We start from the raw sequence: 14,547 nt of genomic DNA on the forward strand, positions 1-14,547 counted from the left end.
TTTTTATTTAGAAGTAATAAAAATTATTTTTGAAAATATTTTATACTATTTTAATCGAAAAGAATGAAAAAGCATTATGTTGTTGCCGCTTTACTGGTTTCAGGAGCTGTATTTTCTCAAACGACCACAGATTCTATCAACTCTAAAAGTATTGAGGATGTAGTTATTGTGGCTTCAAGAAAACCTACGAAAATCTCAGAGATTCCCGGTACGGTTTGGGTTGTTCAGAAAGAAAAAATTCAGGAGCAGGTGAAGAGTGGGGTTCCCATTAAAGAAATGTTGTCTATTTTAATTCCGAGTATGGATATCGGTCCACAGGGAAGAACCAATTATGGACAAAATATGAGAGGACGTTCTGCTTTAATCATGATTGATGGGGTATCATTGAACAGTATCCGTACCATCAGCAGACAGCTTGATGCGATTGATCCTTTTAATATTGAAAGAATTGAAGTGCTTTCCGGTGCAAGCTCTATTTATGGAGGAAACGCAACGGGAGGAATTATTAATATTATAACAAAAGCTCCTGCTAAAAAAGGAATTAGCGGCGAAACAGAAGTGGGAGTCCGTACCGGATTTATGGGAAGCGATGACCATGATTTCCGTGCAGCACAATCTATTGCAGCAAAAGGGGAGAAACTTTTCGTGAGATTAGGAATTGCCTATCAGCAAAACGGTGGAGTGTATGGAGCTGATCAGAAACAGGTTCTTACGGATATTACACAGACAGACCTTCAATACAACCAGTCATTGGATATCTTGGCAACAGGAGGGTATAAGTTTAATAACAATCATAAAATTACGGCCTCTGTTCAGTATTATAATTCTAAATTTAATGGTGACCGAAGTTTATATTTAGGGGAGAACCTTGCCGCTTTTACTACGAAAAATGCAAGTCTGCTGGAAATGAGAGACGGTTTTTCTTCAGACAAAAATATTGGAACGGAACGTTATATGGGAACTTTAACCTATAATGGAAATAACATTTTAGGCGGTCAGGATTTATATGTTCAGTTGGCAACGAGAGGAGAAAAATTAGGTTTCTATCCGTTTCCCGGAACGGTAAAATTACCGGCTACGACCTCTTATATGTCTTCTTCTCAACAAAATACTTTTTATTCAGGTTTAAAAGCTTTATTATCAAAATCTTGGAGAGGATTGAATGTAACCTATGGAGTAGACGTAGACTTGGAGAAATTTGAAGGAAACCAGTCAGTATATGATATTGCTAAAACAATGTCAAGCGGTGGATTAATCAACGAAACCAAATACAGCTTGGGAAGATATCCTACCAACCATTCGGAAAGTTATGCAGGGTATGTTCAGGCAAAATATAATATTCTTCCAAAATTGCAGCTTAATGGAGGGGTAAGATATCAGAATATGAATGTAAGAGTAGATGATTTCATTGGATCACAGCAGCAGACTCAGGTTGCCATGGGATACGGAACATCAGCTTCTGCCATTCCGGGAGGAAAAAGTTCTTATAATGTGACTCTTGCCAATGCGGGATTACTGTATAAATTTAATGAGCAACATCAGGTTTGGGGAACTTTCTCACAAGGGGTAAGTTTGGCAGACCCTTCAAAATATTACGGAATCGGAGTCTATGCCTTGAATGCAGGTACAGGAAACTGGGATGTTACTTCAAGTATTAATGTAAAAGAACAACCTTTACAGGCTATTAAAACCAATCAGTTTGAAGTGGGATACCGTATCAGTAAAGGCGGCTTGAGAGGTCAGGTTGCCGGATTCTTAAGTACTTCAGATAAGAATATTACTGTAGACAGAACCACGTTCCAGATTTTGGTTAATGATCTGAAATTAAGAAATATGGGAATTGAAGCAGAGATTTCTTACAGCATGAATAACGGTGTATATTTCGGAGCCAGCGGATTATTGATCCAGTCTCAGGTTGATAACAAAGGGGAATGGCAAAAACAGGAAATTTATAATGCCTCTCCATCAAAGCTGGTGACGTATATCGGATATAATGTCAAAAACTGGTCATTCAGATTCCAGTCACTGCAAAACTTCAAATTGAAGGATGATATTAATAATGAAATTGATGGGTATAATACATCCGATTTGATGGCAGGTTACCGATTCAATTGGGGGAAATTCAATTTAGGAATTCAGAATATCTTCAATACAGATTATCAGACGATCTGGAGTAAACGTTCTCAGGTGCTGTATTCTTCATACGGACTTCCTGAACTGTTTAATTATAAAGGAAGAGGAAGAACCTATAATCTTTCCTACACTTTCGAGTTTTAATTCTATAAAAACAAAAACAGACTTCTTAATCAGGAAGTCTGTTTTTTATAAGTTGATCAGGTAATTCTTAATTACGGAAATACTGTCTCACATCCGCTGAATCAAAAGTATAATCTGCATGATTCTCAGATTTGTCTAATTTCTTGCTAATCGTTAAAGCCCATAAAATAAGTTCTTTGCAGAAATTTTGATCTTCTTTGCTCAGTTCGGAAGCGTTTTCTTTCACCACCGTTGTGAGTGGCTGTATCTTATCCAGTTTAGCATAGAATTCTTCATCCGTATCGGCATAATTTAACTCAAGCTGATTCTTCGAAAACCACTTAATTAAATCCGTGTAAGAGGTTTTAATTCCCTCTTTTTCCAGTTTTGAAATACGTGGGAAGATATCCTCAAACAATCTCATAATCGCTTGATCGATCAGAATTTTGGCAACATGATCTGCTCCTTCCTGTTCTCCTTCATACACCAATTCAATTTTTCCGGTGATAGAAGGAATAATAGACATAAAATCTAAAAGACGGATATTTGTTTTTTCTGAACCGGTTTCCAAAAGACGCAATTTAGCCGCAGCGAAAAGATTTTCCATAGCACTGATCGTCAATCTTGCACTTACTCCGCTTTTAGCATCCACATATTCGCTGTCTCTTGCAACGAAAGCGACTTCTTCCAAAAGGTTTTTCGCCAAATCAGAGATCTGGATTTTCTCACGATCTTCTGGAGAAATCAAAGCTTCCTGCTCAGTAATCTGTTTGGCAAGTTCAACACTTTTCGGGTAATGAGTAAAAATCTGCGAACCGATTCTGTCTTTTAAAGGCGTTACAATACTTCCTCTGTTGGTATAATCTTCAGGGTTTGCCGTAAATACAAACTGAATATCCAAAGGCATTCTCAATTGAAAACCTCTGATCTGAATATCACCTTCCTGTAAAATATTGAACAAAGAAACCTGAATTCTGGCCTGCAGATCGGGTAATTCATTCAGAACAAAAATAGAACGGTTGGCTCTTGGAATCATTCCGTAGTGTAAAACACGCTCATCGGAATAAGGTAATTTTAAAGTTGCTGCTTTAATAGGATCGATGTCTCCGATTAAATCTGCAATATTTACATCAGGAGTTGCTAGTTTTTCAAAAAAACGGTCTGAACGGTGAACCCACGAAATCGGTGTTTCATCACCAAATTCTGCAATCAGGTCTCTCGCATATTTTGAAATCGGCTGAAACGGACTGTCGTTAATTTCAGAGCCTTTTACAATCGGCATGTATTCATCCAAAAGATTGACCATACTTCTTGCAATTCTTGTTTTTGCCTGTCCTCGCAATCCTAAAAGATTAATGTGATGACCTGCCAGAATCGCTTTTTTCAATTGCGGAATCACAGTGTCTTCATAACCGTAAAGTCCTTCAAAAACAGGTTCTTTAGCTTTGATCTTAGCAATCAGATTAGCCTGAATTTCCTGATTGATGGTTTTATCTGTATATCCTGAATTTTTTAATTCTTTAAATGTTGTATCGTTTTTCATTTGTTTAATGATATATGTTTTATATAGCAGTATTAATTTAACATCTTACTTAGGTTTAACTAACTGCTTTATTTTAGTTGTAAAGACATTTAACTTTTTCCTTTTTCCTTGGCTCTTTTTAAATCCTTTTAATCCTATTCTTCTCGTAATCTTCAAAAATCATCTGTCCTAATCCTGAAAGTCCGGTTAGGAAAGCCTTTCCTTTGTTTTGAGCCGTAAAGATTTCTACAAATTTTCGGAGATAAGGATCCTGGGCAATCATAAAGGTGGTGATCGGGATTTTCAGTTTTCTTGCCTGTGCTGCTTTATGAAGGCATTCCGAAACAATTCTTTCATCGAGTCCTACACTGTTCATGTAATATTCCCCATTCGGTAATTTCAGACAGCTTGGTTTTCCATCAGTAATCATGAAGATCTGTTTATTGGTATTTCTTTTTCTGCGGAGAATATCCATCGCCAGTTCTAATCCTGCAACAGTATTGGTATGATATGGACCAACCTGTAAATAAGGAAGATCTTTAATTTTGATGGGCCATGCTTCATTCCCGAAAACAATAATATCAATAGAATCTTTCGGATATTTTCTTTTGATTAATTCTACTAAAGCCATGGCTACTTTTTTGGCAGGAGTAATTCTGTCTTCACCATATAAAATCATAGAGTGACTGATGTCTATCATCAAAACCGTACTCATCTGAGCTTTGTGTTTGGTTTCTTCCACGATGAGGTCGTCTTCAGTCATTCTGAGATCAGAAATTCCGTTGTTGATCTGAGCGTTTTTCAGACTTTCGGTCATATTTACTGCCGATAAATCATCTCCATATTGGAAATTCCGGTGCTCACCATCACGTTCATCTCCGATTCCGGTTTTGCGGGTACGGTGATTTCCTACGCCGCTTTTCTGGAGCTTTCCAAAAATCTGATCCAGGGCATATTCACGCAATGCAGCTTCCAGTTTGGCAGTCAGTACATTTTTACCTGCTCCTGTTCCGGAATTGCCGTCTTCAGGATCTTCAGCTTTGATATAGCCACGTTTTTTCAGATCTTCTTCAAAATCTTCACGGGTATATTCATCATCGAAAATATTGTATTCTCTGTCGAGCATATCGAGCCATTCAAAAGCTTCCTCAAGATCGCCGGAAGTGTGGATGAGCAAATCTCTGAATACATCGAAAACCCTGTCGAAATTGGAAATTTCCTCCGGAACATGCTTACTGAAAGTAAAACCCTGATGAACATTATTATTTTTATTTGTCATGAGGTTGTTCTTGTATTTAAAACAGACAAGTTAGGAAAATATTGTAAGAAGAATGGTGCTTGAAAAATAGAAAATGTTAATCATACTTATAAAATATTTGAAATAATTTTTGAAGTTGAAAATAGAGAGAAAGTTTTCAAATTGGAATATATTTTTTTAGTTTCTTTTTAGAACATAGTATCTTTGCACCCATATTTACAGCTATGAAAGACTTAATGGGACGCGCTATCTGGGATTACTATCATAATGAAGATCCGAAAGATTTACAGACAGAAACTTCAATTTCCGAACTGGATGAACTTCCGGTGGACTATCTTTTCAGAGATTTTGAAGAAATGAATGATATCGAACAGAAAGCTTTGAAGTTATCGAAAGGAAAAACCTTGGATATCGGAGCCGGAGCGGGTTCACATTCTTTATACCTTCAAAATGAAAGAAATCTTGATGTTACGGCACTGGATATTTCACCAAAATCTATTGAGGTTTGTCAATTGAGAGGAATTCAAAAAACGGTTGCAGAAAATATGCTTCACTTTGAAGGAGAAACTTTTGATACGATTCTGTTATTAATGAACGGAACAGGGATTTTTCAAAGTCTTAATGTGATAGATATCTATCTTAAAAAGCTTTATTCTTTATTAAATGAAAAAGGGCAGATTCTGATTGACAGTACCGATATTCTCTATATGTTTGACCGTGATGAAGATGGAGGAGTGTACATTCCTGCAGAAGGATATTATGGTGAACTGGATTATACGGTTCATTATAAAGGAGAATCGGAAGATCCTATCAAATGGCTGTATCTTGATTTTAATACATTAAAAAATGCAGCAGAAAATAATGGATTTACAATTGAGAAAGTTGTACAGGACGAGGATTCTTATTTAGCCAAACTGATTAAAAAATAGAAATTTTTTTTGACGATAAATACAATATCAATTCTCTATAAATACAGCAAAATTTTTAAAAATTATTGCAGAAGAGCCCAAATTCCAACACCAATACCTGCGTAAACGAGAACCGTGATGATATCTGCAATGGGTTGTGAAAAACGTTTTTCAGCAATTTTTTCGCTATCGATCTGGTTCTTATGGAATTTCAAAACTATTTTAGGACTACGAACAGGATGCGCAATCAGACTGTCTCTTTCCCAACGGTCAACAATGATCTTATAAGATTTACCATCAACATCAATTTTATAATTTTTATTGGGTGCAAGTTTCTCCTGAACATTAATAGGAACGGGTGTTTGTGATGCATTCTGATTTTTAGATTCAGCTACTGCAACTTTTGCCTGATTAGGAATATTGTTAGCCGTAGAAGGAGCTGTTCTGTTTCTTGATTCTTGCTTAGGATCAATTGGTGCATCGGGTTGCTTTTTTACCTGATAAGTATAACAGCTGATAAGAGAAAATGATATGATGATGAGATAAAGATACTTTTGCATTAGCCAAATTTAAGAATTTAATAGAATATTCAATGTTTTTCTTTTGGAAGATCCTGTTTTTATCAAATTTTTTCCTGCTTAAAGATAAACAATTAACAAGAAATATATTTAATACTTATTGATTCTTAAAAACAAGAAACACTTTATCTTCTTAGATATTAAAAACGAAAACACCTGAAAAATATTTTCAGGTGTTTATATTATAATGATAAAGATAAGAATTATCCGATCTCAATACCATTTTCAACGTTGTTGTCGTCCGGAGTAACGAAAGATAATTTTCCGTCCGGTTTTGTTGTCAATAACAACATTCCCTGAGATTCAATTCCTCTGATCTTTCTTGGAGCAAGGTTTAATAAAATCATAACCTGCTTTCCAACCACTTCTTCAGGGGTGAAGCTTTCTGCAATTCCTGAAACAACAGTTCTTACATCAACACCTGTATCAACAGTCAGTTTCAGTAATTTATCAGCTTTTTCTACTTTTTCAGCTTCTAAAATTGTTGCTGTTCTCAAGTCGATTTTTGTAAAATCATCAAAAGTGATTTCGTCTTTCATAGGATTTGCGTTAGGATTTGTTTTTTTATTGTTTTGTTTTGTGTCTTCCAGTTTTTGGATTTGAGCTTCGATGACATCATCTGCAATTTGAGAGAATAATATTGGAGCGTTAGCCATTATTTGATGACCAGCTTCAATTAAAACTTTTGAAGTTTCAATTTCAGTCCAATTTTTTTGTTCTACATTAAAGATTTTATACAATTTTTGAGCTGTAAAAGGAAGGAATGGTTCAGCTAAATTTGCTAAGGCAACTGAAATTTGAGCACCAATAAACAAGGTGTTTTTAGTTTTTTCAATATCAGTTTTAACTGTTTTCCAAGGCTCTTCATTTTGAAGATAACCATTTCCAAATCTCGCAAGATTCATAAATGCTGTAAGTGCATTTCTGAACTCATAATTTTCTAAGAAGTTTCTAATTTCGCTCGCTCTTTTGCTAATTTCTTCTAATTCAGGTGCATTTATATCTCCTTCCGGAACTTTTCCTTCGAAATTTTTATTAATTAAAACTGCAACACGATTGATGAAATTTCCAAAGATATTTGCTAATTCAGAATTATTCTTGGTCTGGAAATCTTTCCAAGTAAAGTTATTATCTTTTGTTTCCGGAGCAGATGAAAGAAGAGCATATCTTAAAACATCCTCTTGTCCCGGGAAATCTTCAACATATTCGTGTGCCCAAACCGCCCAGTTTCTTGAGGTTGAAATTTTATCATTTTCAAGATTCAGGAATTCAAAAGCAGGAACATTCTTCGGCATGATGTAATCTCCGTGAGCTTTCATCATACTTGGGAAAATAATACAGTGGAATACAATATTATCTTTTCCTATAAAGTGAACTAAATCAGAATTTTCGCTTTGCCAGTAATCTTTCCAGTCTTTTCCGTTTTTCTCAGCCCATTCTTTGGTGAAAGAAATGTAACCGATTGGTGCATCAAACCATACGTAAAGTACTTTTCCTTCAGCACCCGGAAGCGGGACAGGAACTCCCCAGTTTAGATCTCTGGTCATGGCACGAGGTTTTAAGCCGTCGTTCAGCCAAGATTTAACCTGTCCGTAAACGTTGGGTTTCCAGTCATCTTTATGACCTTCGATAATCCATTCGTTCAGGAAGTCTTCATATTCATTTAAAGGTAAATACCAGTTTTTTGTTTCTTTTAAAATAGGAACATTTCCGCTTAGCATTGATTTCGGATTGATCAATTCTGATGGAGAAAGGGTGGAACCACATTTTTCACACTGATCTCCATATGCATTTTCATTTCCGCAATTAGGACAGGTTCCAACAATATATCGGTCTGCCAAGAACTCTCCAGCTTGTTCATCAAAATACTGCTCAGACATTTCTTCAGTGAACTTCCCTTTTTCATAAAGAACTTTAAAGAAATCCTGACTTGTTTCGTAGTGATTTTTAGAAGTTGTTCTCGAATATTCATCGAAAGAAATACCTAAATCGGCGAACGATTTTTTAATAATCTCATGGTATTTATCAACGATATCCTGAGGAGTCACTCCTTCTTTTTTAGCTCTTATTGTAATAGGAATACCATGTTCATCTGATCCACAGATAAACGCTACATCTTTTCCTAATCTTCTCTGAAATCTTGCGTAAACATCCGCAGGAATATAGACACCTGCCAAATGTCCTATATGAACCGGTCCGTTTGCATAAGGCAAAGCTGCCGTAATCATCTTTCTGTTTGACATTTAATAGTAAAGTTTAGATGCAAAGATACTGATTATCTCTGAAAACTAATATCTGTCCTGTTTTTTATAGCAAGATACATTAAATAGATGTGAATTTGGGATATTTTGTTAAACGTTTGTTTAACTTTTTATTGTTGTCTAAAATGTATTATGTGTTGCATATTATCGTTTAATGAATTGTATTTAAGGATTTTAACTTTTTTAAGGTGTTTAATATAAATAATTTTATTTTAATTTTTTGTTAATTTTATGATAATTATAAAATTTTTATAAATTGCAAGTCTGGTTTTATGCCAGGAAACTATAAAACGAAACTATATAAAGAATATGATTGTGAAAAACTTTACAACAGTATTAAAAATTGCGCCTGCATTTTTATTGGCTAGTTCAATGATTCACGCGCAGACCAAAGACTCTATAACCAAAGAGAAGAAGATAGAGGAGGTTGTTCTGATCGGGTATGGTAAGCAGAAGAAGACGGATGTAACCGGATCAATCTCTTCCATCAGTGCAAAAGATTTTAATGGTGGAGCTACTTCACCCGGACAGTTGATTCAGGGAAAAACTCCCGGAGTTTCCATTGTCGGAAATAGTGGTGCACCAGGAGCTGGAACTTCTATCAGAATTCGTGGTATTGGATCTTTGAGTGGGTCTCAGTCACCATTGATAGTAATTGACGGTGTACCTCAAGATTTCAGCGGAATAAGTGGGGCTTCTGATCCTCTTTCCCTAATTAACCCCAATGATATTCAAACATTTGATATTTTAAAAGATGCTTCTGCTACTGCAATCTACGGTAACAGGGCTTCAAATGGGGTGATTCTAATAACGACAAAGCAGGGAACTTCCGGTAAATTGAAAGTGAATTTTTCGACGTTAGCTTCTGTGTCTACGAAAATGGGAAATGTAGATGTTTTAGATGCTGATGCATTTAGATCTTTTGTAACTCAAAATGCAGTACCAAGCTATGTTGCCAGATTAGGTTCGGCAAATACAAATTGGCAGGATCAGATCTATCAAAAAGCTTGGGGGACAGATAATAACGTTTCTTTCTCTGGAGGTGTTAAAGGTTTACCGTATAGAGTATCATTAGGTTACAACGAGCAAAATGGTATTGTAAAGACCAATTCTTTCCGCAGAACATCAGCAGCAATAAATTTAAATCCTAAATTTTTTGATAACCACTTAAGTGTTAATGTTAATGCTAAAGGAACATTTACTGACAATCGTTTTCCTGCAGGAGGAGTGATCGCCAATGCTACTTATTTTGATCCTACTCAACCCGTATATTCAGGAAATTCTAATTATGGTGGATATTACGAATGGCTAGATTCGGCTTCTAATACTGGGTTAAACGTTAATGCAACTGCAAATCCTGTGGCTCAGTTAAATGCGGTAAGAGATGTATCTTCTGTTTGGAGAGCACTTGGAAATGTACAGTTAGATTATAAACTCCATTTTTTACCTGATTTACATTTTAATGTGAACGCAGGATATGATTATTCAAAAGGAGAAGGAGCGACTACAATTGACCCTGCTTACAAATCTGGAATAGGGGTTTTAGGTTCATACAGGCCATATTCAATGGAAAAGAAAAATAAGTTATTGGAAACTTATTTTAATTATACAAAAAACATAACAAGCTTAAAAACAAATGTTGATTTGACAGCTGGTTATGCTTATCAGGATTTTCACACCACTGCGCCTCTTGTCGTTACCAATCAAGGAAATGGACAAACAGCAGGACAAGTGAATGCTGTTGATAGAAAACTAGTTTTGCTTTCATTTTATGTGAGAGCAATATTTACTATAGCTAATAAATATATTATCTCAGGATCAGTAAGGAGAGATGGTTCCTCTAGATTTTATAACAGTACAAGAGATAATCTTTGGGGAAATTTCCCGGGAGTCTCTGTTGCTTGGAAAATTAACGAAGAAGAGTTTCTTAAGAATTCAGGACTTAATACTTTAAAATTAAGAGCGGGATGGGGGAAAACAGGAAATAATGAATTGGGAGATAACTACTATCCTTCATTTGCTTCATATAGTCCGAGTGTTCCTGGTGCGCAGTACCAATTCGGTTCTCAGTATTATTATATGCTAAGACCAGATATTTATAATCCTAATTTGACTTGGGAAATAACAACAACACAAAATTTAGGTATTGATTATGGTTTTGCGAAAAACAGAATTTATGGAGCCATTGACGTATTTAAGAAAAAAGCAGAAAAACTGTTGGTAGATTCACCTATTGCTGCTGGAGATTTGAGTAATCATAATATCTTAAATGTTGGTAGTATGGATACTAAAGGTATTGAAGGATCTATCACTTTTGTACCTATAAAGAACGAACGTACAACTTGGGAAGTATCTTTCAATGCAACACATTATAATTCTAAAGTAACCAATCTCGTAAGTGCAGCGAATGATTCATTCTTTATTCCAGTAGGAGATATCACTGGAGGTGTTGGAAATAAAATTCAGGCTCATGCAGTTGGATATCAACCTTATTCTTTCCTAGTTTATCAGCAAGTATATGATAACAATGGAAAACCTCTGGATGGAGTATTTGTAGACAGAAATGGAGATGGAGTTGTCAATGCAAGTGATATGTATTATTACAAATCTACTCAGCCTGATGCCATTTTAGGTTTCAATACAAAAGTAAATTACAAAAACTGGGATTTCGGGTTAAGTGCAAGAGCTGTTTTAGGAAATTACGTTTATAATAATGCTGCTTCTAACAGCTCATTACAGTCTGCTTCTACCAATAGTTATCTTCAGAATGTATATTCTTCAACACCACAATATCAATTTTCATTGCCTAGATATTTCTCTGATTTATTCATTGAAAATGCATCATTCTTCAGATTGGATAATGTGAGTTTAGGATACAATTTCAAAGATGTATTCAGTAAAGGAAGTAGCCTGAAAGTTTATGGAATGCTTCAGAATGTATTTGTTATTACAAAATACTCAGGAGTTGACCCTGAAATATTTGGTAACATAGACAATGGATATTACCAAATGCCAAAAGTATATTCTTTGGGACTTAATTTTCAATTTTAAATAGAAAAACAAATGAAACCTAATAAAAATATTTTCAAAAAAATAACAGTAGCTGCAGCTTTTGGATTACTGCTGATTTCTACTTCATGTGTTAGTGATCTGGAGCAAGAACCGAGAATAGGAATTACTTCGACAAATGTTTTCAAGGATTTTGCAAACTATCCAGGTGCACTGGCTAAAGTGTATGGTGGTTTTGCAAGCGGAGGTCAGGAAAGTAACGGAGGAAATTCAGATATCAATGGTATTGATGGTAACTTTTCTCAGTATACAAGATTGTTATACACAATGCAAACATTACCAACAGATGAAGCGGTTATTGCTTGGAACGATGGTACTTTGCAGACAATTCATAAAATGACTTGGGACTCTTCAAATGAGTTCATTGCTGGAATGTATTACAGAGTATATACAGAAATTGCTTTTTGTAATGAATTCTTAAGAAATGTGACCGATGAAAAATTGGCATCAAATAATATCACAGGAGATAATCTTACAGAAGCGAAATATATGAGAGCCGAAGCTAGGTATCTAAGAGCTTTATCATATTATTATGCTTTGGACTTATATGGGAATGTTCCTTTTGTAGATGAAAGTTATTTACCAGGTTCTACTAATCCACCTCAAAGAATTACTCGTGCTGATTTATTTAACTATGTTGAATCTGAGCTATTAGCAGTTGCTAATGATATGAGAGATGCACGAACTAGTGCTTATGGGAGAGCAGATAAAGCTGCAGCCTGGTCATTGCTTGCGAGACTTTATCTGAATGCACCTATTTATAACGGAAGCAATCACAATAATGATGTAATTACTTATACTAGTAAAGTAATTGCTGCAGGATATTCTTTAAAAACAAAATATTCAGATTTATTTTTAGCAGATAATGATAAGAATAATGCTGAAACTATTTTCCCTATTGTATTTGACGGAGTTCATACCCAGACTTCCGGTGGATCTACTTATATGGTTCATGCTGCGGTTGGAGGAAGTATGCCTTCAGAAAGTATGTTCGGAATCAATGGAGGATGGGGCGGTTTAAGAACTACAAAATCTTATGTAGCGTTGTTTACAAATTCTAGTGATCAAAGAGGGAACTTTTATACGAGTGGGCAGAATCTTGAAATCAATAACTTAGGAGAATTTACTGATGGTTATGCTTTTATAAAATATAAAAATTTAACGAGTACAGGACAATTTGGTTCAGATGGTGCAAAGAATTTCTGTGACGCAGATATTCCATTATTTAGGTTAGCTGATATTTATTTGATGTATGCTGAAGCAACTCTTAGAGGAGGAAATGGTAGTTCTGCTAGTGCTTTACAGTATGTTAATGATATTAGAACAAGGGCTGGATATACAACTCCATTAACTTCTCTTACCCTTGATTTTATTCTGGACGAAAGAGGAAGAGAACTAGGATGGGAAATGACAAGAAGAACAGACTTAGTTCGTTATGGTAAATTCACAACAAGCACTTATTTGTGGCCTTGGAAAGGAGGGGTAAAAGATGGCAAAAGTGTTGAGAATTTTAGAAATCTTTATCCAATTCCGGCTAAGGACTTAGTTGCCAATCCAAATCTAGTTCAAAATCCTGGATACTAATCTTAAAAACACGATCAAAAATGAAACATCTATTTAAAATATTCACGATTGCTTTAATTGGTTTTCTGGTAATTTCCTGTGAAAAAGACGAAGATCAGGCTGTTTTAGGAGAAGGTACAGATCCTGTAATTTCTGCAAACAAGACTACTGCAGTTCTATTGAGTACAGATGCTGCAAATGAGGCTTTAGCTTTTAGTTGGATTAATTCAGATTATGGAGTAAACGTTCAATTGACAAATCAGCTTGAGTTTGCTTTAAAAGGGACATCTTTTTCAACAGTTAAAACGATAGATATGACAAGCGGAGCTAAATCATATGGTATAACTGTAAATGATTTAAATAATATAGTATTGTCTCTCGGTGTTAGTTCAGTGGTAGCTACAGATATCGAAATAAGGTTAAAATCAACAGTAGCAAATAAAACTCACTATTCTAACATACTTCCTTTAAAAGTAACACCATTTATCAATGGACCTGTATATACTTATACAGATTTATACTTAATTGGTGATGCTACAGCGGGAGCTTGGGATAATCTTGCTACAAACGCGAAAATCTATCCACTCTTGAAAACATCTACCGCCAATGTTTATACTTATACAGGATATTTTGCAGTTGGAGGCTTTAAAATAATTAAGACACCAGGAAGCTGGACAACTCAATACGGAATGGGATCATCTGCAGGAGTATTAGATACGAGTGGTGGTTCTGGAAATATTTCTATAACAACTGCTGGTTACTATAAGGTAACGATTAATTTGGGAGCCTTAACGTATTCTGTGAGTTCAATAACTCCATCTTCAACGACTTATACAGCAATTTCATTGATCGGACCTTCTGTAGGAGGTTGGTCTACAGATTTAGATTTGGAAAAATCTACTTTTGATCCTCATGTATGGGTGAAAAAGAATGTAATGTTAAGTTCAGGAGAGTTTAAATTCAGAGCCAATCATGATTGGGGAACAAGTTGGGGAATAGCTCAGGAGTTTTTTGGAACTGCTACAGGAAGTGGAGGAAATATTCCTGTAACCACTACATTTAATTATAATGTTTACTTTAACGATATGACAGGAGATTTTTCTGTGATTCCCGTAAACTAATTAAATCTTAA

At 35.3% G+C, this 14,547-nt stretch carries 9 protein-coding genes; 5 read left to right on the forward strand and 4 right to left on the reverse strand.

What is annotated here, in order from left to right; genetic code table 11:
* Positions 1 to 63: 63 nt before the first annotated feature.
* Positions 64 to 2,277, forward strand: a complete 2,214-nt coding sequence (locus JI747_RS01250; RefSeq protein WP_225685700.1) for a TonB-dependent receptor — start codon at positions 64 to 66, stop codon at positions 2,275 to 2,277.
* A 67-nt stretch (positions 2,278 to 2,344) separates the two neighbouring features.
* Here JI747_RS01250 and JI747_RS01255 read toward each other — a convergent pair whose 3' ends face one another.
* Together JI747_RS01255 and JI747_RS01260 are read right to left on the reverse strand one after the other, a co-directional pair.
* Complete coding sequence (locus JI747_RS01255; RefSeq protein WP_225685701.1) at positions 2,345 to 3,799, reverse strand: sigma 54-interacting transcriptional regulator; 1,455 nt, start codon at positions 3,797 to 3,799, stop codon at positions 2,345 to 2,347.
* 118 nt (positions 3,800 to 3,917) lie between these two features.
* Positions 3,918 to 5,057, reverse strand: a complete 1,140-nt coding sequence (locus JI747_RS01260) for a vWA domain-containing protein (protein WP_225685703.1) — start codon at positions 5,055 to 5,057, stop codon at positions 3,918 to 3,920.
* 203 nt (positions 5,058 to 5,260) lie between these two features.
* Between JI747_RS01260 and JI747_RS01265 the strand changes: the two genes are divergently transcribed.
* Positions 5,261 to 5,965 (forward strand): class I SAM-dependent methyltransferase, encoded by a 705-nt coding sequence (locus tag JI747_RS01265; RefSeq protein WP_225685705.1) that lies wholly within the window; start codon positions 5,261 to 5,263, stop codon positions 5,963 to 5,965.
* A gap of 62 nt (positions 5,966 to 6,027) precedes the next feature.
* Here JI747_RS01265 and JI747_RS01270 read toward each other — a convergent pair whose 3' ends face one another.
* Both JI747_RS01270 and metG read right to left on the reverse strand, forming a co-directional pair.
* Positions 6,028 to 6,504, reverse strand: coding sequence for a hypothetical protein (locus JI747_RS01270; RefSeq protein WP_225685707.1), 477 nt, complete (start codon positions 6,502 to 6,504; stop codon positions 6,028 to 6,030).
* A 221-nt stretch (positions 6,505 to 6,725) separates the two neighbouring features.
* Entirely contained in the window at positions 6,726 to 8,765 is a 2,040-nt protein-coding gene (metG, locus tag JI747_RS01275; RefSeq protein WP_225685708.1) for a methionine--tRNA ligase, read from the reverse strand.
* Between the two features lie 333 nt (positions 8,766 to 9,098).
* On the opposite strand from metG, the gene JI747_RS01280 reads away from it, so the two are divergent.
* The 3 genes from JI747_RS01280 to JI747_RS01290 are packed head-to-tail and all read left to right on the forward strand — an operon-like array spanning position 9,099 to position 14,536.
* Complete coding sequence (locus JI747_RS01280; protein WP_225685709.1) at positions 9,099 to 11,834, forward strand: SusC/RagA family TonB-linked outer membrane protein; 2,736 nt, start codon at positions 9,099 to 9,101, stop codon at positions 11,832 to 11,834.
* Between the two features lie 12 nt (positions 11,835 to 11,846).
* Entirely contained in the window at positions 11,847 to 13,436 is a 1,590-nt protein-coding gene (locus JI747_RS01285) for a RagB/SusD family nutrient uptake outer membrane protein (RefSeq protein ID WP_225685710.1), read from the forward strand.
* A gap of 20 nt (positions 13,437 to 13,456) precedes the next feature.
* Positions 13,457 to 14,536: a SusF/SusE family outer membrane protein gene (locus JI747_RS01290; RefSeq protein ID WP_225685711.1), complete on the forward strand. Its 1,080-nt coding sequence runs from the start codon at positions 13,457 to 13,459 to the stop codon at positions 14,534 to 14,536.
* The last annotated feature ends 11 nt before the right edge of the window (positions 14,537 to 14,547 follow it).

It is taken from the genome of Chryseobacterium tagetis (genome assembly GCF_016735585.2).
Taxonomy (GTDB): Bacteria; Bacteroidota; Bacteroidia; order Flavobacteriales; family Weeksellaceae; genus Chryseobacterium; species Chryseobacterium tagetis.